The sequence below is a fragment of the Lysobacter sp. KIS68-7 genome (assembly GCF_021284745.1).
GTDB lineage: Bacteria > Pseudomonadota > Gammaproteobacteria > Xanthomonadales > Xanthomonadaceae > Noviluteimonas.
Map to the genome: position 1 here is coordinate 1,071,049 of NZ_CP089925.1, position 19,715 is coordinate 1,090,763.

18 protein-coding genes and 1 pseudogene are annotated in these 19,715 nt (G+C 67.8%); 13 read left to right on the forward strand and 6 right to left on the reverse strand.

What is annotated here, in order from left to right:
- The first annotated feature begins 14 nt into the window (after positions 1-14).
- The 7 genes from LVB87_RS05060 to LVB87_RS05090 all read left to right on the forward strand — a co-directional run bounded on the left by LVB87_RS05060 (position 15) and on the right by LVB87_RS05090 (position 6,418).
- A complete protein-coding gene (locus LVB87_RS05060; protein WP_232900464.1) occupies positions 15-2,012 on the forward strand; it encodes a phospholipase D-like domain-containing protein in 1,998 nt (665 codons plus the stop codon).
- 122 nt (positions 2,013-2,134) lie between these two features.
- Positions 2,135-2,749 (forward strand): YkvA family protein, encoded by a 615-nt coding sequence (locus LVB87_RS05065; RefSeq protein ID WP_232899822.1) that lies wholly within the window; start codon positions 2,135-2,137, stop codon positions 2,747-2,749.
- 70 nt (positions 2,750-2,819) lie between these two features.
- Positions 2,820-3,209, forward strand: a complete 390-nt coding sequence (locus tag LVB87_RS05070) for a hotdog fold thioesterase (RefSeq protein ID WP_232900465.1) — start codon at positions 2,820-2,822, stop codon at positions 3,207-3,209.
- The gene (locus LVB87_RS05075) at positions 3,206-3,967 is read left to right on the forward strand and encodes a lysophospholipid acyltransferase family protein (protein WP_232899823.1); all 762 of its coding nucleotides are present in this window, start codon (positions 3,206-3,208) and stop codon (positions 3,965-3,967) included. Before LVB87_RS05070 ends, LVB87_RS05075 begins: the two co-directional genes overlap by 4 nt.
- A gap of 48 nt (positions 3,968-4,015) precedes the next feature.
- Positions 4,016-5,032, forward strand: a complete 1,017-nt coding sequence (locus LVB87_RS05080; protein WP_232900467.1) for an alpha/beta fold hydrolase — start codon at positions 4,016-4,018, stop codon at positions 5,030-5,032.
- A gap of 13 nt (positions 5,033-5,045) precedes the next feature.
- Positions 5,046-5,660 carry a YbhB/YbcL family Raf kinase inhibitor-like protein gene (locus tag LVB87_RS05085; protein WP_232899824.1) on the forward strand — a complete coding sequence of 205 codons (615 nt, stop codon included), beginning with the start codon at positions 5,046-5,048 and terminating at the stop codon, positions 5,658-5,660.
- Positions 5,657-6,418 (forward strand): SDR family oxidoreductase, encoded by a 762-nt coding sequence (locus LVB87_RS05090; RefSeq protein WP_232899825.1) that lies wholly within the window; start codon positions 5,657-5,659, stop codon positions 6,416-6,418. The genes LVB87_RS05085 and LVB87_RS05090 overlap by 4 nt, the downstream gene beginning before the upstream one ends.
- Positions 6,419-6,422: 4 nt before the next feature.
- Here LVB87_RS05090 and LVB87_RS05095 read toward each other — a convergent pair whose 3' ends face one another.
- Positions 6,423-7,250 carry an undecaprenyl-diphosphate phosphatase gene (locus tag LVB87_RS05095; protein WP_232899826.1) on the reverse strand — a complete coding sequence of 276 codons (828 nt, stop codon included), beginning with the start codon at positions 7,248-7,250 and terminating at the stop codon, positions 6,423-6,425.
- 260 nt (positions 7,251-7,510) lie between these two features.
- On the opposite strand from LVB87_RS05095, the gene glnA reads away from it, so the two are divergent.
- Together glnA and amt are read left to right on the forward strand one after the other, a co-directional pair.
- Entirely contained in the window at positions 7,511-8,920 is a 1,410-nt protein-coding gene (gene glnA / locus LVB87_RS05100; protein ID WP_232899827.1) for a type I glutamate--ammonia ligase, read from the forward strand.
- Between the two features lie 57 nt (positions 8,921-8,977).
- A pseudogene (amt, locus tag LVB87_RS05105) lies at positions 8,978-10,204 on the forward strand (ammonium transporter); the annotation flags it as partial.
- Here amt and LVB87_RS05110 read toward each other — a convergent pair.
- Both LVB87_RS05110 and LVB87_RS05115 read right to left on the reverse strand, forming a co-directional pair.
- Positions 10,201-12,324 (reverse strand): amylo-alpha-1,6-glucosidase, encoded by a 2,124-nt coding sequence (locus tag LVB87_RS05110; RefSeq protein ID WP_232899828.1) that lies wholly within the window; start codon positions 12,322-12,324, stop codon positions 10,201-10,203. The pseudogene amt and the gene LVB87_RS05110 sit on opposite strands and share 4 nt — an antisense overlap.
- 3 nt (positions 12,325-12,327) lie before the next feature.
- Positions 12,328-13,389 carry a glycosyltransferase family 4 protein gene (locus LVB87_RS05115; RefSeq protein WP_232899829.1) on the reverse strand — a complete coding sequence of 354 codons (1,062 nt, stop codon included), beginning with the start codon at positions 13,387-13,389 and terminating at the stop codon, positions 12,328-12,330.
- 185 nt (positions 13,390-13,574) lie between these two features.
- Here LVB87_RS05115 and LVB87_RS05120 point away from each other — a divergent pair, with 185 nt between their 5' ends.
- From LVB87_RS05120 to otsA, 4 genes are read left to right on the forward strand one after another with little or no spacing between them, the layout of a single operon-like run.
- The gene (locus LVB87_RS05120) at positions 13,575-14,120 is read left to right on the forward strand and encodes a BON domain-containing protein (RefSeq protein ID WP_232899830.1); all 546 of its coding nucleotides are present in this window, start codon (positions 13,575-13,577) and stop codon (positions 14,118-14,120) included.
- A gap of 53 nt (positions 14,121-14,173) precedes the next feature.
- Positions 14,174-14,956: a trehalose-phosphatase gene (otsB, locus tag LVB87_RS05125; RefSeq protein ID WP_232899831.1), complete on the forward strand. Its 783-nt coding sequence runs from the start codon at positions 14,174-14,176 to the stop codon at positions 14,954-14,956.
- Positions 14,953-16,737 (forward strand): glycoside hydrolase family 15 protein, encoded by a 1,785-nt coding sequence (locus LVB87_RS05130; RefSeq protein ID WP_232899832.1) that lies wholly within the window; start codon positions 14,953-14,955, stop codon positions 16,735-16,737. Before otsB ends, LVB87_RS05130 begins: the two co-directional genes overlap by 4 nt.
- Before the next feature lie 13 nt (positions 16,738-16,750).
- Positions 16,751-18,115: an alpha,alpha-trehalose-phosphate synthase (UDP-forming) gene (gene otsA, locus LVB87_RS05135; RefSeq protein ID WP_232899833.1), complete on the forward strand. Its 1,365-nt coding sequence runs from the start codon at positions 16,751-16,753 to the stop codon at positions 18,113-18,115.
- 3 nt (positions 18,116-18,118) lie between these two features.
- On the opposite strand, the gene LVB87_RS05140 is transcribed toward otsA, so the two are convergent.
- The 3 genes from LVB87_RS05140 to LVB87_RS05150 form a co-directional block, all read right to left on the reverse strand.
- Positions 18,119-18,583, reverse strand: coding sequence for a tRNA (cytidine(34)-2'-O)-methyltransferase (locus LVB87_RS05140; protein ID WP_232899834.1), 465 nt, complete (start codon positions 18,581-18,583; stop codon positions 18,119-18,121).
- Positions 18,584-18,613: 30 nt separating this feature from the next.
- Positions 18,614-18,847 carry a hypothetical protein gene (locus LVB87_RS05145; protein ID WP_232899835.1) on the reverse strand — a complete coding sequence of 78 codons (234 nt, stop codon included), beginning with the start codon at positions 18,845-18,847 and terminating at the stop codon, positions 18,614-18,616.
- Between the two features lie 135 nt (positions 18,848-18,982).
- Complete coding sequence (locus LVB87_RS05150) at positions 18,983-19,693, reverse strand: SDR family oxidoreductase (RefSeq protein ID WP_232899836.1); 711 nt, start codon at positions 19,691-19,693, stop codon at positions 18,983-18,985.
- Positions 19,694-19,715: the final 22 nt, after the last annotated feature.

Here is a 19,715-nt window from a genome sequence, read left to right on the forward strand (position 1 = left end):
TCCACGCGCGTCGGATGGCCGCGCTGCAGCGCCCGCTTCGATCCCTGTTCCTCGGCTTCCTGTTCCTGGCCACGTCCGGTTGCGCGACGATGGCCACCGGCAAGCTCGACCGTGCGCAGGGCGTGGCCTTCGCCGCGCGCTCGTCGGACCTCACCTGCGTTTCCACGCAGGGCTGCGCGCTGGAATCCCCGCTGCGTGACCTGGGCGATGCCGCCTTCCAGGCCTCCACGCCGGACGCGCCGAAACACTACGCGCTGATCCTCGACCGCGGCCCCGATTCGATGCTGGCGCGCATCAACCTCATCCGCAGCGCGCGTCATTCGATCGACCTGCAGACCTACATCTTCGACGAGGACGACAGCGGCCTGCTCGTGCTCGACGAACTGCTGGCGGCGGCGCGGCGCGGCGTGCGGGTGCGCGTGATCGTCGACCAGCTCTCGGCCCTGCGGAAGGCCGATACGCTGGCGCAGATCGCCTCGCAGCACGTCAACTTCGACGTGCGCCTGTACAACCCGATCTTCAACGACTCGCGCCTGCGCTACCCGCAGTACCTCGTCGCTTCGATGTGCTGCTGGAAGCGGCTCAACCAGCGCATGCACAGCAAGCTGCTGCTCGTGGACGAAGCGGTGGGCATCACCGGCGGGCGGAATTACGCGGACGATTACTACGACTGGGATTCGGACTACGACTTCCGCGATCGCGACGTGCTGGTGGCCGGCCCCGTCGCGCTGGACATGGCCGGCAACTTCGAAGCCTTCTGGAATTCCCGCCGCAGCGTGCCGGCCGAACGCCTGGACGACGTGGCGCGCATCCTGCTGCGCGAAGGCGCCACGCCCATGCGCCACGCGCCTTTCGCGGCCCCCGATCGCGTGGCCCGGATGTCGCGCGACGCCAGCGACCCCGATCTCGTCCGCGAACGCCTCGTGGCGCACGCGCTGGAGGTCGGAACCGTCCATTTCTTCGCCGACCTCCCGCAGAAGCACCGCCGCAGCGCGCCGGAAAACGACCCGAATACCGCCAGCACCCGGCTGCGCGAAATGGTGGAGGGCGCGCACTCGGAAGTGCTGATGCAGACGCCCTACCTGGTGTTGTCCGACGAGGCGCAGCAGATGTTCCGCGATCTGCAGCGCGAGCCCAAGCCGCCGCGCGTGGTGATCTCCACCAACAGCCTCGCCGCGACCGACGCGTTCATCGCCTACGCGCTCTCGCACAAGTACAAGCGCCGCTACCTGCGCGAGTTCGGCTTCCACATCTACGAATTCAAACCCTTCCCCGCGACCTCCACCATCGACCTGAAGGCGATCGCGGCCGGGGCGGAAGAGAGCAAGGCCGCCGTGCTCGCGAGCGACGAGGGCAATACGAGCGCAACCGAAGCGCCGCGCGACGAGATGCCCGGCGGCAGCCTGGGCTCGGGATCGGCGCCGAACGGCAGCGAGCGCCGGCAGTCACCGCAGCAGATGCGCGAAAACGTCGCCGAACGCCACTTCGGCAGCGGTTCCGGCGTGGGCGCCAACTACCCCGTGCCGCTGCGCCGCGCGGGCGTGCGCGTGGGCCTGCATGCGAAGTCGATGGTCATCGACGAGCGCATCGGCGTGGTCGGCACCCACAACTTCGATCCGCGCGGCGATCGCTACAACACCGAAAGCGTGATCGCCATCGAGGACCCGGCCTTCGCCAAGGCCCTCGCCGACAGCATCCGCATCGACATGCGCCCGGAAAACGCCTGGGTGATCGCGCGCCGCGACAAGGCGCCGGTGTTTTCCGGACTCGACTATTCGCTGGGCAAGGTCTCCGAGCAGCTGCCGGTCTTCGACCTGTGGCCATGGAAGTACGCCACGAGCTACGAGTTCGTCCCCGGCCCCGAGTGCCCCTTGCCGCTGCCGCGCGACGACCCGCGCTTCCGCCAGTGCTACCGGCCGGTGGGCCCGTTCCCCGAAGTCAGCCTCAGCCTGAAGGGGATCACCACCCGGATCTTTACCGCTTTCGGCGCGGGCTTGGCCCCCATCCTGTAGCGCGCACGTTCTTTAAGACGTCAGCGCTTTCGTTACCACCAGGTGACGAATGTTCCGAACAACCCGGCGACTCTGCTAGGCTGCCGGCCTTTCCCCCACGTCCCACGGATCGGATTGCCGCCATGTCGATTTCGCTGAACTTCGAACTCAACGACCGCGACCTCGAACACTTCCAGAAGGCGATGGCGGCGGCAAAGGAATCTGCCAAGGGCCGCAGCGAGCAGGACATCGTCGACTGCGCGAGCAAGCTCCTGCTCGACTCGCAGAAGGTCCACATCCCCGAGTTCATCAAGGAACGCCTGGTCCGCCTGGACGACATGATCGCCATGGTGCGCGACGAAGGCTGGCACCTGGGCGACGAAGATCGTTCGCGCGTGCTCTCGGCCCTGGTCTATTTCTGCGATCCGAAGGACATCATCCCGGACAACGTCGAAGTGCTGGGCTTCCTCGACGACGCGGTCATGATCGAGCTGTGCTCGATCGACCTGAAGCACGAGATCGAGGCCTACGACGACTTCTGCGACTACCGCGAATCCGAAGCGCGCCGCCGCGGCATGGATCCGGCCTCGCTCGGCCGCGCCGAGTGGCTGGACTCGCGCCGCGACGAACTGGTCGACCGCATGCACGTGCGCCGCGAACGCGACTTCGGCACCGGCTACGGCAGCAGCAGCGGCTACGCGTCCCCGCGCCCGTCGTACCTGCGCGGCTGGCGCCCCGGCACCTTCAAGCTGCGCTGATCGGTGGCCGGCATCGCCGGCTGAGACGGCCATGTTCCGGGCAGACACCAGCGTCGAATCGCTGAATGCGATGTCGCGCGGCACCGCGATGGAGCCGCTCGGCATCCTGTTCACCGAGATCGGTCCCGATTTCCTCCGCGCGACCATGCCCGTGGATGCGCGCACCCGCCAGCCTTATGGCCTGCTGCACGGCGGCGCCTCGGTGCTGCTCGCCGAAACGCTTGGCAGCAGCGCCGGCATGGCGTGCGTGGGCGAGGGCGAAGGCGTCGTCGGCATCGAGATCAACGCCAACCATGTGCGTGGCGTGCGCGAGGGCCTGGTCACCGGCACCGCGCGTCCGTTGCACGTCGGCCGCCAGACGCAGGTCTGGGAAATCCGCATCGAGGACGAACGCCAGCGCCTGGTGTGCGTCTCGCGCATCACGCTCGCGGTGATCCCGCTCCCCAAATCTTCGCAGTGAACGCCAACACCTTTCGCTTCGCGTATCGCCTGCCGTTGTTGCTGTGGCATGCGCTCATCCACCTGCCCATCACGCTGCTGCTGATGCTGCCCCCGCTCGGGCGCATCGACGTGCGCGGCGAACCGCTGGAACACCGCATGATCCGGTGGTGGCAGGGCGGGCTGATGCGCGTGTTCGGCTTCCGCATCCATCGACGCGGCGTGCCCTTGAAGGGGCCGACGTTGTTCGTCTCCAACCACGTCAGCTGGGTCGACATCGTGGCGCTGCACAGCCAGCGCATGATGGGATTCGTCGCCAAGCGCGAGATCAGCGGATGGCCGGTCGTCGGTTGGCTCGCCTCGCGCGGGGAGACGATCTACCACGAGCGCGGCAGCAGCGAATCGATGGGCGGCGTGCTGCACGAAATGCTCTCGCGCCTGCGCGCGGGGCGTTCGGTGGGCGTGTTCCCGGAAGGCCGCACGCGCGACGGGCGCGAGATCGGCCCGTTCCACGCGCGCATCTTCCTGGCCGCGGTGGAGGCGGGCGTGCGCGTTCAGCCGGTTGCGCTGCGCTACGGCAAGGGCGGTTCCGCGCAGACCGTGGTCGCCTTCGCCCCGGGCGAGAACTTCGCCGCCAATTTCCTGCGCCTGCTGGGTGAGCCCGCGCGCGACACCGAAATCTGGTTCCTGGAACCGATCGACGTCTCCGACGCCGGCGGGCGCCGCCGCATCGCCGAACTCGCGCGGGAGCGCATCGTGGCCGCGATGGCGGCCCCGTGACGGCTAGAGCACGGCCTCCACGCCGAACGCGCTAGCCTCGGACCCATGTTGAACGCCCGTGATTACCGACCGCCCTGGTCGTTGCGCAGCCCGCACCTGCAATCGGTGCTCGGATCCAGCGCGCTGCGCCATCGCCGCGGTCGCGAGGCGCTGGCCGCAGCGGGCGCGGTCACCACGCCGCACATCATCGATGCCGGCGAAGGCGTGCGGCTGCAGGGTCTGCATTCCGTCCTGCCCGGGGCGCAGCCGCGCGCGCTGGCGCTGTTGCTGCATGGCTGGGAAGGCAGTGCCGAGTCGAGCTACATGCAGCTCACCGCCGCGCGCCTGCTCGTGCGCGGCTTCGAAGTCTTCCGCCTGAACTTCCGCGACCACGGCGACACGCACCACCTCAACGAAGGCCTGTTCCATTCCAACCGCATCGACGAGGTGGTGCACGCGGCGAAAGAAGTCGCGCGCCGCCATGCCACGCGGCCGATGGTCATCGCCGGGTATTCGCTTGGCGGCAATTTTGCGCTGCGCGTGGCATTGCGTGCCTCGGCCACCTCGCTGCCGCTCGCGCACGTGGCGGCCGTGTGCCCGGTGCTCGATCCGGCGCGCACGATGGATGCGATGGAAGCCGGGCCGCAGCTGTACATGTGGTACTTCGAGCGCAAGTGGCGCGAATCGCTGGCGCGCAAGCGCAAGCTGTTCCCGACCTCCCACGACTTCGACGACCGCGTGCTCGGCCTGCGCATGCGTCCGCTCACGCAGTGGATGGTCGAGCGCCATACGGAATTCGGCACGCTCGACCGCTACTTCGAGGGCTACTCGATCGCAGGCGACCGCCTTGCATCGCTGCGCGTGCCCGCGAGCATCCTGATGGCGGAAGACGACCCGGTGATTCCGCTGGCGGATTTCCATGCGCTGCGCCTGCCGGCGAACGCCGACCTGGAGATCGCCAAGCATGGCGGGCACTGCGGATTCCTCGAGAATTGGCACGGCGACGGCTTCGCCGAACGCTGGGTCGCCGAGCGACTGGACGCGGCGGTCCACGCGACCATGGCACCATTGTCGGTCACGGCCTGAAGGAGCACGCCACATGCGCATCTGGAGCGACAGTTTCGAACACCGCCACCGCATTCCCTCGGAATTCGCGATGGGCGCGCCGGAAGGATTCGGCGGCAACCGCAATCCGCACCTCGCGTGGGCGGATGCGCCGGAAGGCACGCAGTCGTTCGTGCTGCTGTGCATCGACACCGACGTGCCGACCGATCCGTCGACGGTGGGGCGCGACGACCTGGAGATTCCGGTCGAACAACCGCGCGCCGATTTCGTGCATTGGGCGATGGTGGACATTCCCGCGAACGTGCAGGCGATCGAAGCGGGCAGCGCCAGCGATGGCATCACCAAGCGCGGCAAGCAAACGCCGAAGGGCCCGGCCGGTGCGCGCCAGGGCCTCAACGATTACACCGGCTGGTTCGCGGGCGACGCGGACATGGGCGGCGACTGGCGCGGTTACGACGGCCCGTATCCGCCGTCCAACGACCTGCGCCTGCATCGGTATTTCTTCCGCCTGTTCGCGCTGCGCGTGCCGAAGCTCGAATTGCCGGACGACTTCACCGCGGCCGATGTCTTCCACGCGCTGCAGCCGCATGAAATCACCGAAGCGGCGATCTACGGCACCTACTCGCTGAATCCGAAGGTCAAGGGGTGAGCGCGCGCGTCGCGCTCGTCACGGGTGCGAGCCGCGGCATCGGAGCGGCGATCGCAAAGGCCCTCGCGGCCGACGGCGTGCACGTGGTGGCGGCGGCGCGTTCCGCGGAGGCCTTGCAGGCGGTGGTCGATGCGCTGCCGGTGGCGTCCGTTGCGGTGCCCTGCGATCTCACGCAAGCGGAGGCTGCGGCGCACCTGGTCGACATCGCAGTGCAGCGTTTCGGTCGCATCGACATCGTGGTGAACAACGCGGGCGCGACCCCGCGCGGTGATTTCCTCGCCTTCGACGACGCGGCCTGGCGCGAAGGCTTCGCACTCAAGTTCTTTGGCGCCACACGCTTGTGTCGCGTGGCGTGGCCGCACCTCGTCGCCACGCAAGGCTGCATCGTGAACATCGCGGGCATCGGCGGACGCACCGGCAGCGCGGAATTCACCATCGGCGGCAGCGTCAACGCGGCGCTGCTCAACTTCACCAAGGCGCTGGCCGATCGCGGCGTGCGCGACGGCGTGCGCGTGAATGCAGTGAACCCGAGCGCCATCGCGACCGAGCGCACGCAGGTGCGCATCGATCGGCTCGCGGCGGAGCGGGGCATCGAACCCGGAGCCGCGGCCACCGAACTTGCGCGCGAACTGCGCGTCGCGCGCTTCGGCCGGCCGGAAGAAATCGCGGAGGTCGTCGCCTTCCTCGCCTCCGATCGCGCCAGCTACATGCAAGGCGCGATCGTGGACGTGGACGGCGGGCAGACCCGCACGCTCTGACGCCTCAGCGCGGCAGGAAGGCCAGCAGGGCCACGCCGAGGATCACGCGATAGATCGCGAACACCGTGAAGGTGTGCGACTGGATGTAGCGCAGCAGCCACTTCACCGCGATGAAGGCGGTCAGCGCGGACGCCACGAAGGCGACGGCGAGCGCGCTCCAGTCTTCACCGGCGAGCCCGCCGGCGCGCGCGACATGCAGCAGCTCGTAGCCGGTCGCCGCGAACATCGTCGGGATGCCGACAAGGAAGGCGAACTCCGTTGCGGCCGCGCGGTTGGTCGTGCCGAGCAACAGCGCAACGAAGATCGTCGACGCCGAACGCGACGTGCCCGGGAACACACCCGCAACGACCTGCGCGACACCGACGAGCACCGCAACCAGCCACGTAATCTCGCTGCGTTCGCCCAGCGCCTGCGCGCGCTTCGCTGCGAGCTGTTCGGCGATCACCATCCAGATCGCACCGATCACCAGCGCCCAGGCGACGGGCGCGACTTCCTCGGGCAATTCGAAGCCGAGTTTCTTCACCACCAGGCCCAGCACCGCGGTCACGCCGAAGGCCACCGCGAGCTTCCACGCGTAATCGCGCGGCGACTGCCCGTGCACCGGTTCGGCGCGCGCGGGGTGCAGGAAGCTGTCGGCGAGTTGCCACAGGCGCTGCCGGTAGATCAGCACGACGGCGAGGATCGCGCCGGCCTGGATGGCGACGTTGAACAGGTCGCTGCGATGTCCGAGCCAGCGCTCGGCGATCAGCAGGTGGCCGGTGCTCGAAATCGGGAGGAACTCGGTGATGCCTTCGATGATGCCGAGCAGGAGCGCGGCGAGGAGGTCGGTCATTGGGTGCCGGGACGGAAAGGGGCAGAAGCAGCGCGCATCGTAGGGCATCGCGCGTGGCGGGCGGGATCACGGCCGCTTGCGGTGCAAAAGGGTGCAAATGCGATCCGCGGGCGCACCAAATTCGTGCACGACGTTTGCGCGAACGGCCGGTAATCCTTGCGAATCAATGCTTTGCGCGGCCAGAAGGGTTGGCACGCGGCTTGCTCTGTAGAAGCGGTCCCGGCCCGTCCGGTCATCCCTCCCAAGCAGGAAACCCGCCCATGTCCCTCGAACACGTCGAAAAGCTCATCAAGGACCACAAGGTCGAATTCGTCGACCTGCGCTTCTGCGACATGCGTGGCGTCCAGCACCACGTGACCTTCCCGAAGTCGATCGTCGACGCCTCGCTGTTCGAGGACGGCAAGATGTTCGACGGCTCGTCGATCTCCGGCTGGAAGGGCATCAACGAATCGGACATGGTGCTGCTCCCCGACTCGACCACCGCGTTCCTGGATCCGTTCACCGCCGATCCGACGCTCGTGCTGACCTGCGACATCCTCGACCCGGCCACCATGCAGGCCTACGGCCGCGATCCGCGCGGCGTGGCCAAGCGCGCCGAAGCCTTCCTCAAGTCCAGCGGCATCGCCGACCAGGCCTTCTTCGGCCCGGAGCCGGAATTCTTCATCTTCGACAGCGTCCGCTTCGCGAACGACATGGGCCACACTTTCTTCCACGTCGATTCGGAAGAAGCCGCGTGGAACTCGGGCCGTGAATACGAAGGCGGCAACACCGGCTATCGCCCGATGGTGAAGGGCGGCTACTTCCCCGTCGCGCCGCTGGATTCGCTGCACGACCTGCGCGCCGAGATGTGCAAGACGCTGGAAGAAGTGGGTATGGAAGTCGAAGTGCACCACCACGAAGTGGCGAACGCGGGCCAGTGCGAAATCGGTACCAAGTTCAACTCGCTGGTGAAGAAGGCCGACGAGCTGCTGACGATGAAGTACGTCATCAAGAACGTCGCCCACCGCAACGGCAAGACCGTCACCTTCATGCCTAAGCCGCTGGTCGGCGACAACGGCAGCGGCATGCACGTGCACCAGTCGCTCGCCAAGGGCGGCGTGAACCTGTTCTCGGGCGACGGCTACGGCGGCCTGTCGCAGATGGCGCTGTGGTACATCGGCGGCATCTTCAAGCACGCGCGCGCGATCAACGCGTTCGCCAACTCCACGACCAACTCGTACAAGCGCCTGGTCCCGGGCTACGAGGCGCCGGTGATGCTCGCCTACTCGGCGCGCAATCGCTCGGCTTCCTGCCGCATCCCGTATGTGTCGAACCCGAAGGCGCGCCGCATCGAGATCCGCTTCCCCGATCCGATGAACTCCGGTTACCTGATTTTCGCCGCGCTGATGATGGCGGGCCTGGATGGCATCAAGAACCAGATCGATCCGGGCGCGCCGAGCGACAAGGACCTGTACGACCTGCCGCCGGAAGAAGAGAAGGGCATCCCGACCGTCTGCCACTCGCTGGACCAGGCGCTCGAAGCGCTCGACAAGGACCGCGACTTCCTCAAGGCCGGCGGCGTGTTCACCGACGACTTCATCGACGGCTACATCGCGCTGAAGATGCAGGAAGTCACGCGCTTCCGCGCCGCGACGCACCCGCTCGAGTACCAGATGTACTACACGCTGTAATCGTTCCGCCCCGCCCCTGCGCAACGCAGGGGCGGGTTTCAATCCGGGGAGATTGCGATGGTCGACAAGGGCGACACCGCATGGATGTTCATGGCGACCACGCTCGTCATGCTCATGATCGTCCCCGGCCTTGCGCTCTTCTACGGCGGCCTCGTCCGCGCGAAGAACATCCTCTCGGTGCTGATGCAGGTCCTCGTCGTGGCCTCGCTCGCACTCGTGCTATGGGCGGTCTACGGATACTCGCTGGCCTTCGATGGCGGCAATGCGTGGATCGGCGGTTTCGGCAAGGCGATGCTGCTCGGCGTCACGCCCGGCTCGAGCGTCGCGACGTTCAGTGCTGCACGCATTCCCGAGCTCGCCTACGTCGCCTTCCAGGGCGCCTTCGCCGCCATCAGTTGCGCGCTCGTGGTGGGCGCGATCGCCGAGCGCGCGAAGTTCGTTGCGGTGCTGCTGTTCGCCGCGATCTGGTTCACCTTCGCCTATCTCCCGCTCGCGCACATGGTGTGGGCGGGCAACGGGTGGTTGTTCCGCATGGGCGCGCTCGATTTCGCGGGCGGCACGGTGGTGCACATCAACGCGGGCGTCGCCGGGTTGGTGGGCGCTTACATGCTCGGGCCGCGCATCGGCTTCGGGCGCGAGCGGTTGTCGCCGCACAACCTGCCGCTGACGTTCGTCGGTGCGTCGCTGTTGTGGGTCGGCTGGTTCGGCTTCAACGCGGGGTCCGCGCTGGAAGCGAACGGTACGGCGGCGCTGGCCTTCGTGAATACCTTGCTCGCCGCGGCGGCAGCGGTGCTTGCGTGGAGCGCGGTGGAAGCGATGCTGCGCGGGCGTGCTTCGATGCTCGGTGCGGCGTCGGGTGCGGTGGCGGGCCTGGTGGCGATCACACCGGCGTGCGGCACCGTGGGCGTGGGCGGTGCGCTGGTCATCGGCGCGTTTGGTGGCGTCGCGGGCTTCTGGGGCGTGAATGCATTGAAGCGCCACCTGCGCGCGGACGACTCGCTGGATGTGTTCGGCATCCATGGCGTATGCGGCATCGTCGGCGCGGTGCTCACGGGCGTGTTCACTTCGCCCGCGCTCGGCGGCACCGGTGCAGCGGACTTCGCCATCGCGCACCAGGTCGGCGTGCAGGTGCTGGGCGTGGTGCTGACGATCGCGTGGTCGGGCCTGGTGGCCTTCGCGGCGTTCCAGATCGCGCATCGCGTGCGCGGCTTGCGCGTGGACCACGACGCCGAGCGCGAAGGGCTCGACATCAGCGCGCATGGCGAGTCGGCTTACGAGATCTAGGCGCGCAGGCGAACGGGTGGCACCGCGCCGCCGCGGGCGTCGACGAACACGCCGATGCGCGCGCCCACGCGGCGGAACGTGAGATCGATGCGGCCTTCGCCCAACGCGATGTCATGCACGCGGACCTCGTCGATGCCGACGGGAAGGCGAGGGCGATCGACATCGATCTCGCCGCGCATGCCATCGATCTTCACCCCGAGGCAAGACCGCAGCAGCATGAACGGCGCACCCGCCGCCCAGGCCTGGGGCATGCAGGCGACGGGGTAGGCGATCGGCGGCGCGCCCTGCACGCGCGGGAAGCCGCAGAACAACTCCGGCAGGCGCATGTCGAAGTTCACCGCCGACTCGAACGCGCTGCGCAACAGCAGCACCACCGCATCGCGATGCCCGTAGCGCGAGATGCCTGCCGCACACAAGGCGCTGTCGTGCGGCCACACCGAGCCGTTGTGATAGGACATCGGGTTGTAGCGCGCTTCACCCATCGCCAGCGTGCGCAGGCCCCAACCGGTGTGGAAGGCGGGCGTCATCAGCTGCTGCGCCACGGCATCGGCGCGCTCCACCGCAGGCAGGCCGCAATACAGCAGGTGCCCCGGATTGCTGGAACGCACGGCGCACAACGCGCCTTCGCCATCGATCGCGATGCCATAGAACCCGTGCGCCGGCATCCAGAACTTGTCTTCCACCGTCCTGCGCATGCGTTCGGCGCGTGCTTCCCAATGGTTCGCCGCCTGCGCGTCGTGCCGGCGCATCGACAGCTCGGCCATCGCGCGGAACGCGGCGAAGGCGTAGCCCTGCACTTCGACCAGCGCGATGGGGCCGGGCGGGAAGCGACCGTCGTCGTGGAAGACCGAGTCCTCGCTGTCCTTCCAGCCCTGGTTCGACAGGCCGCTGTTCTCGCCGCGCGCGTAATCGAGCAGACCGAACTGGTTGGCATCGCACACGCGCTCGATCCATGCGGTCGCGGCCAGCAACGCAGGCCACAAGGATTCGACGAACTCCAGTTCGCCCGTGCGTCGCGCATACGCACCGGCGAGCATGACGAACAAGGGGGTCGTATCCACGCCGCCGTAATAACGACCGAAGGGCAGCTCCTTCAGCGCGGACATCTCGCCGCGCCGCGTCTCGTGCATGATCTTGCCCGGCGCCGAATCCAGGAACGAGGACTCCTCCTGCGCCTGGTGCGCGGCGAGGAAACCGAGCACGCCGCGCGCGATGCCCGGATCGAGCCACAAGGTCTGCAGTGCGGTGATCACCGCATCGCGGCCGAAGGGCGTGGAGAACCAGGGGATGCCCGCGTACGGATAAGGACCGGTCTCCAGTTCGCTGGTGAGCAGCGCCAGGTCCGCGCGCGAGCGTTGCATCCACGCATCGAACAGGGGCCCGCGACTGCGGACGCGCGCGCCGCGTCGGCTCCGTGCGCGCATGCGGCGCCGCGCACAGGCCGCAGCGGTGCGATAGCGTGCGCGCGTCGGCGGCTCGCCAGGTTCGCTGCCTACCTCGATGAACACTTCCTCCTTCGCGCCGGGCGCGAGCTTCAGCAGGAATTCGAACAGGTTGCCGTCCACGCGCGATGCCGTGCGCGAGAACGCCACCACCGAGCTGCGCACGACATCGTCGAGCCCGCGGTAACGGAACACGACGCCCTGCGGACCGCCGATGGTTTCCTTGTCGAGCAGGGTGCCGCGCGCGGCGCGCACCTGCCCGCGCACTTCGAACATGTCGCGGAAATCGGCCGCCACTTCGATGCGCAAGGGCGCGACGACTGATTGGTTGCCGTAGTTCACGAAGCCGACGCGTTCGAACAGGCGTTCCTCGTACAGGAAGCGCGAGCGCAGCACATGGATCAACCCGTGCGGCGCAGGCGGCGCGCCGAGTTCCGGCAACGGCCGGTTCGTCATGTGCGCCATGAAGAACACGTTGTCGTCGGTCACCGCGGCGCTGAGCAACGCCGGCTGGGTTTCGGCCAGGCGCAAACGGAACACCGACAGCAAGCGCGTGTCGTCGCGGAACAGGCCCGTGCTGCCTTCGTCGATGTCGCCGTACCCGTTGGCGACGAGGAAGCTGTCGCCGTCCTTCAGCACATGGCTCGCATACAACGCTGCGGTCGCGGCCGGATCCATCGCTCAGGCCAGCCGCAGCCCGAAGTCGGTCTCGCGCCCCGCCGCGAGGCGGTCGTACAACTGCACGTAACGATCGGCCATCGCGCGTGCGGTGAAACGCCGTTCGTAGGTCGCGCGCACGGTGGCGCGGTCGTAGCCGATCACCTCGCGCGTCGCCGCCACCGCGTCGTCTTCGTTGTCGACGATGCGTCCGGTGACATGGTCGTCCAGGACTTCCGGCACCGACCCGCAGTTCCAGGCGACCACGGGCGTACCGCAGGCCATCGCTTCGATCATCACCAGGCCGAAGGGCTCCGGCCAGTCGATCGGGAACAACAGTGCGCGCGCGTTGCCCAGGAACTCCGGCTTCTGCGCATCGTTGATCTCGCCGACGAATTCCACGTGCGCATGCGCGAGCAAGGGTTCGATCTCGCGCTCGTAGTAGGCCTTGTCGGCGGTGTCGATCTTCGCGGCCACCTTCAGCGGCAGGCCCACGCGGCGCGCAATCGCGATCGCGCGATCCACGCGCTTCTCCGGAGAGATGCGTCCGAGGAAGGCCAGGTAATCGCCCGTCGGGTGCGCAGTGAAGCGGCACAGCGACTCCGGCAGTCCATGGTGCACGCACCCGAGCCAGTTCGCATTGCGCAGGGGCTTGCGCTGGTCCATCGAGATCGACGCGAGCGGGAACTGCCGCCACCGCCGGTACACGCCCGGCAGGTCCTTGAGATCCAGCCGACCATGCAGCGTCGTGAGCGTGCGTTCGGCGCAGTCCTCGAAGAAGGGGAAGTGGATCATGTCGACGTGGAAATGCAGCACGTCGAAATCGGCCATGCGGCTGCGCACTTCCTGCAACATCCCGAGGTGCGCGGCGAGGTCGGACTTGAGTTCGGCCGGATCCAGGCGGATGGCCTGGTCGCGTACGGGCACCAGCGTCGCCTTGGTTTCCGCATCGGCGGAAGCGAACAACGTCACCTCGTGCCCCGCATCGACGAGCGCATCGCACAGCCAGGCGACCACGCGTTCGGTGCCGCCATACAACTTGGGGGGAACCGCTTCGTACAGCGGTGTGACCTGGGCAATCTTCAAAGCGATCCGATCCCGTCTGCCGCCCCTTCGCGGCCGGACCAGCAGGCTAGAAGGACCGCCGTAAAGCCAGCGTTTGCGAACCGCGATGTTCGCGTGGTTACCGCATTCAGGCGCGCTGCGTGCATCGCCGCGCCATCACGCGACGGGCGCTACCGTCCGCGCCGCACAAGACACGGAGCACGTCCATGCCACGCGAACCGCACAACGACTCCCACGACCGCAGGCACCGCCCGGTGGAATGGCGCGAACCGCGCGCCGACGCCCGACCGCACGATCGCGATGTCCGCATGGAGCGCCGCGAGTTGTACGAGAACCTCCCGTCGCTGACCAACCGGAGCTTCGGCGACGTCGATGCCGGCGACGGATTCGGCTACGCGGGGCAGGGCGGTTACGGCGAACACCTGAAAATGGGCGGTTACGCCGGCGTGGGACCGAAGGATCGCTGGCGCGCCGACTGGCGCATCGAAGAAGACCTGCACGAACGCCTGACCGGCGCCGACACCATCGATGCCAGCGCCGTCATCGTGGCCGTCACCGAAGGCCACGTCACGCTCAACGGTTGGGTGCCCGAGCGCTCGATGAAGCACGATGCGGAAGAGATCGCGCATCGCGTGGCTGGTGTGTCGGAGGTCGACAACCGCATCCGCGTCGGTGGCGATCCGCGCGAACTGGGACATCCGGGGCAAGCGACGCGAACCGGCGGTGATCCGGGAAGCGGCTTCTCCGCCTGACATCGCACGCGCGTCCACCCGGTTCTCACGCGGCCGTCACCACAATCGGCCGGATGGAATCGCACGACACGGAACAACAGCGTCCGTCGCCGCCACTGCCCGCGCACGATTGGGCCCTGTTCCTCGACGTCGATGGTTGCCTGCTCGATTTCGCGCCGCACCCGTCCGGTGTCGTCGTGCCTGCGCGGCTGCAGGAGCACATCGCGCAACTGGCGAAGCAGCTCGATGGGGCGCTCGCATTGGTGAGCGGGCGTTCGCTCGATGCGATCGACGCGGTGTTCGGTGAGCTGCACCATCTTCCCGCGGCCGGCATGCATGGGCTGGAGCGCCGTGAACTGGACGGACGGCGCACCCATGCGCCCGATGCGCCGGAGTCGCTGAGGACGGTCGCCGCCGAAGCCTTGCACATCGCCGCTGCCTATCCTGGGGCCATCGTCGAACGCAAGGGGCCGAACCTGGCCTTGCACTGGCGGGGGGCGCCCATCGCGCAGGATGCGTTTCGCGCATTCGCCGCCGCTGCATTGCGCGTGCTGCCCGACTATCGCGTGCAGGGTGGCGACCACGTGCTGGAGCTGCGCCCCGGCGGCGCGACGCCCGACAAAGGCAGCGCAGTCGAAGGCTTCCTCGCGCAATCGCCGTTCCGCGGTCGCACGCCCGTGTTCGTCGGCGACGACCTCACCGACGAACACGCCTTCGCCGTCGTCAACGCACACGACGGCCTGAGCATCCTCGTCGGCCCGCGCCTGCGCAGCGAGGCGCGCTGGCACCTGGCCGATCCCGCGGCAGTGCGCGACTGGATCGCGCGCGCGGTCGTTTCCGATGGAGTGCATGCATGAAGCAACCGGCGAACCTCGACCTCGGCGTCATCGGCAACGGGACTTTCGGTGCGCTGATCGACAGCATTGGCAGCGTGGTGTGGTGCTGCCTCCCGGCCTTCGATGGCGATCCGGCCTTCTGTGGATTGCTTTCGCCCAAGCGCGAGGGCGGCGAGTGGACGGTCGAGCTCGAACAGTTCGCTTCCAGCGAGCAGCAGTACGTGCCGAATACCGCGATCCTCAAGACGCTCCTGCGCGATACGCAGGGCGGCGTGGTGGAGATCACCGACTTCGCGCCGCGCTGGCGCCACTACAACCGCCTGTACCGCCCCGTCGGGCTGTTCCGCCGCGTGCGTCCGCTTGCAGGCGCGCCGCGCATCCGCGTCCGCCTGCAACCGCTCGCCGATTGGGGCGCGCGCGAACCCGAACGCACCTGGGGCAGCAACCACATGCGGTGGTTGTTGCCGGGCCACGTGCTGCGCCTGACCACCGACCTCTCGCTGCGCATGGTGCGGGACGAACTGCCCTTCGTGCTCGATCGCGAACTGCATTTCGTCCTCGGCCCCGACGAAACGCTGACGCAACCCATCGGGGCCTTCATCCGCGACGCGGAAGAGCGCACGACGATCTATTGGCGCGAATGGGTGCGCTATCTCTCCATCCCGCTGGAGTGGCAGGACGCGGTGATCCGCAGCGCGATCACATTGAAGCTGTGCCAGTACGAAGACACCGGCGCGATCATCGCCGCGATGACCACCTCCATCCCGGAAGCGCCGCACACCACGCGCAACTGGGACTACCGCTACTGCTGGCTGCGCGACGCCGCATTCGTCGTGCGTGCGTTGAACCGCCTCGGCGCCACGCTGACGATGGAGGAATACATCCGCTACGTCTTCAACCTCGTCACCGGCGAACGCAAGGACCTGCAGCCGCTGTACGGCATCGGCTTCGAAGCGGAACTGCACGAAGAGGAAGCCGAGCACCTCGCGGGATATCGCGGCATGGGCCCCGTGCGCGTCGGCAACCTGGCGTGGAAGCAAGTGCAGCACGACGTCTATGGCAGCGTGATGCTCGCCTCCACGCAGTTGTTCTTCGACCAGCGCCTGCAGAAGCCGGGTGACGCAGCGACCTTCGCGCGACTGGAACCGCTGGGCGAACAAGCCTGGCTGATGCACGACCAGCCGGATGCGGGCCTCTGGGAATTCCGCGGGCGCGCGTCGGTGCACACGTACTCGTCGGTGATGTGCTGGGCCGCATGCGACCGCTTGGCGAAGGTGGCCATGCGCTTCGGACTGACCGAACGCGCGCAGCATTGGCGCGGCCGTGCGGAGCGCATCCGCGAGAAAGTCCTCGCCTCGGCCTGGAACGAAGAACGCGGGCACTTCGCCGATGCCTTCGGCGGCGACCGCCTCGATGCGAGCCTGCTGCTGCTCGCCGACACCGGATTCATCGCCGCCGACGATCCGCGCTACGTCGCCACGGTGGAAGCGATCGGCAAGGGCCTGCGCCGTGGCCACGGCTTGTATCGCTACATCGCGCCCGACGATTTCGGTGCACCGGAAACCAGCTTCACCATCTGCACGTTCTGGTACGTGGAAGCGCTGGCATCGATTGGTCGGCACGAAGAAGCGCGCGCCCTGTTCGAAACCGTGCTCGCGCGGCGCAATCCGCTGGGCCTGCTGTCGGAAGACCTCGGCTTCGAAGATGGCGAAGCCTGGGGCAACTTCCCGCAGACCTATTCGCACGTCGGCCTGATCAGCGCCGCGATGCGGCTCTCGCGGCCCTGGCAGGACGCGACGTGAGCGAGGGGCGACCATGAGTCGCCTCGTCGTGGTGTCCAACCGCGTGGCGCTTCCTGCGGAGCCGCGCGCGGGCGGGCTCGCCGTGGCGATGCGCGCGGCGATGCGCGAATCCGAAGGCCTGTGGTTCGGCTGGAGCGGCAAGCGCGTGCGCGATGCGTCCGGTGCGCTGCACACGCTGCGCGATGGATCGCTGACCTACACGACGATGGACCTGTCGCACGAGGACTTCGACCACTACTACAACGGCTTCGCGAACCGCACGCTCTGGCCGCTGCTGCACTTCCGCCTCGATCTCGTCGACTACCGGCGCGACACCTACGAAGGCTATTACCGTGTCAACGCGCTGTTCGCCGAAAAGCTCGCGCCGCTGCTGCGCGAGGACGACATCATCTGGGTACAGGACTACCACCTCATCCCGCTCGGCCAGAGCCTGCGCGCACTCGGCGTGGGCAATCGCATCGGCTTCTTCCTGCACGTGCCGATGCCCTCTTCGGACCTGCTGGCGGCGATGCCGAACCACGACGTGCTGTTCGGCGCGCTCTCGTCCTACGACCTCGTCGGCTTCCAGACCGAGCGCGACCTGGATCGTTTCCAGAGCTACACGCGCCTGTACGGTGGTGGCCGCGCGTTCGCGGACGGGCGCATGCGTTCGGCGGACGGGCGCGAGTTCCGCGCGGGCGCCTTCCCCATCAGCATCGATGCGAACCTGATCGCGCGCCAGGCCGAGGCGGCGGTGACGCGCGCGTCGGTGCGTCGCCTGCGCGAGAGTCTTGGCTCGCGCGTGCTCGCCATCGGCGTGGATCGCCTCGACTACTCCAAGGGCCTGCCGGATCGCTTCCGCGCGTTCGAACACTTCCTCGATCGCTTCCCCGAGCTGCACGGGCAGATGACCTTCCTGCAACTCGCCCCTGTCTCGCGCAGCGAAGTGCCCGAATACCAGGCGCTGCGGCGCGAACTCGAAGGCCTCGCGGGCCACATCAACGGCCGCCATGCCGCGCCAGACTGGACGCCGGTGCGCTACGTCAATCGCGATTTCTCGCATGGCGTGCTGACCGGCTTCTATCGGCAGGCGCAACTCGGGCTCGTCACGCCGCTGCGCGACGGCATGAACCTGGTGGCGAAGGAATTCATCGCTGCGCAGGATCCGCACGATCCGGGCGTGCTGGTGCTCTCGCGGTTCGCGGGTGCCGCGGCGGAAATGCACGAAGCGCTGATCGTGAATCCCTACGACCTCGACGGCGTCGCCGACGCCATCGCGCGCGCGCATGCGATGCCGCTGGAAGAGCGCAAGGAACGTTGGCGCACCTTGTTCCGGCGCCTGCAGCGCCACGACATCACCGCGTGGCGACGCAAGTTCCTGGAAGCGTTGACGGCGTGACGCTCAGGCGCCGCCGTCGAAACCGTTCTGCCGCCACGCTTCGAACACCACCACCGCGATCGCATTCGACAGGTTGAGGCTGCGATTTCGCGGCCGCATCGGCAGGCGCAGGCGTTGCGTGTCGGGGATGCGTGCCAGCACGTCGTCGGGCAGGCCGCGCGTTTCCGGACCGAAGAGGAAGGCATCGCCGGGGGCGAAGGCTGGCATGTCGTAACGCACGCTGTTGCGCGTGCTCAACGCGAAGACGCGCTTCGGCGCGATGGCGATGAGCGCAGCGTCGAGCGTGTCGTGCACCTGCAGCTGCGCGTACTCGTGGTAATCCAGCCCCGCGCGCCGCAGTTGCGCGTCTTCGAGCGTGAAGCCCAGGGGTTTGACCAGGTGCAGTCTCGCACCGGCGTTCGCGCAGAGGCGGATGGCGTTGCCCGTGTTGGGCGGGATCTCGGGCTGGAAGAGGATGACGTCGAACATGGGCGCATTATCGAATGCGCCCGGCCCTCTTCAGGTCCCGGTGCCGACCTTCACGTGCTTCACGATGTGCAGCGCGCCCGGGATCATCGAATGGAACTCGACCGTCCGCGGAAGGGCCACGGTGGCCTCGGCCGCTTCGGCGGTTTCGGCACCCGGAACGGGGCAGGGGAGCGAGCGGACCGGGGAGAGCGCACCGGCGGCGAGCAGCAATGCGGCGACGGGGAGGGCGACCAGGCCGCGCGTCAGTTGGGTGTGGATGGACATCCTTGACTCCTTGGCGTGCCGGACATCCGACACTTCGTTGCGTGTATCAACGCAGGAGTCGTGCCAATCGCAAGTGGTTGATTCCACTGGGGCGCACGCAGCGAAAACAGGTGTCCGCGGACGTCCGGCCACCGGTCACCAGGCCATGGCCTCGCCTTGCCAGTCGAAGAAGCGCCCGCTGTCCGCCTCGCGCAGGCCATCGATGAGCTTGAGCAGGCCTTCCGCCGATTCCTCGGGCGTGAGTTGTCCTTCCGTTCCGCCCATGTCGGTGCGCACCCAGCCGGGATTCAACGCGACGACCTTGATGTGGCGCGGTGCGAACGCCTTGGCCATCTGCACCGTCGCCATGTTCTGCGCGGCCTTGCTCATCGCATAGCTCGGCGAACGGAATTCGGTGCGCGTGGCCATCGACGCCATCTGCGTGGAGATGTTCGCCACCGTCGCACCGTCGGCGAGCAGCGGTGCGATGGCCTGGGTGAGGAACAACGGGCCCACGGCATTCACGCGCAGGCTGTCTTCGAGGATGCCGGATTGCAGTTTTCCCCAGCGTTCGCCGCTGTGCAGGACGCCGGCGTTGTTGATGAGCAGGTCGAGGTGCGCATCGTCCAGCACCAGCGGCAACTCGCGTGCGAGTTCCTCGCGCGACTTGTCGTTGCCCACGTCCAGTGGCAGCACATGCAGGCGCCCGGGGTAATCGCCGGTAAGCGTGTTCAAGGCGGTGGCCTTGCCCGGATGCCGCGCGGTGGCGATCACGCGATCGCCGCGTGCGAGCAGGCGGCGGACGAAAGCGAGGCCGAGGCCGCGGTTCGCGCCGGTGACGAGGCTGTGTCGAATCCCTGTGGCCATGCGCGATCCTTCGGGGTGCCGT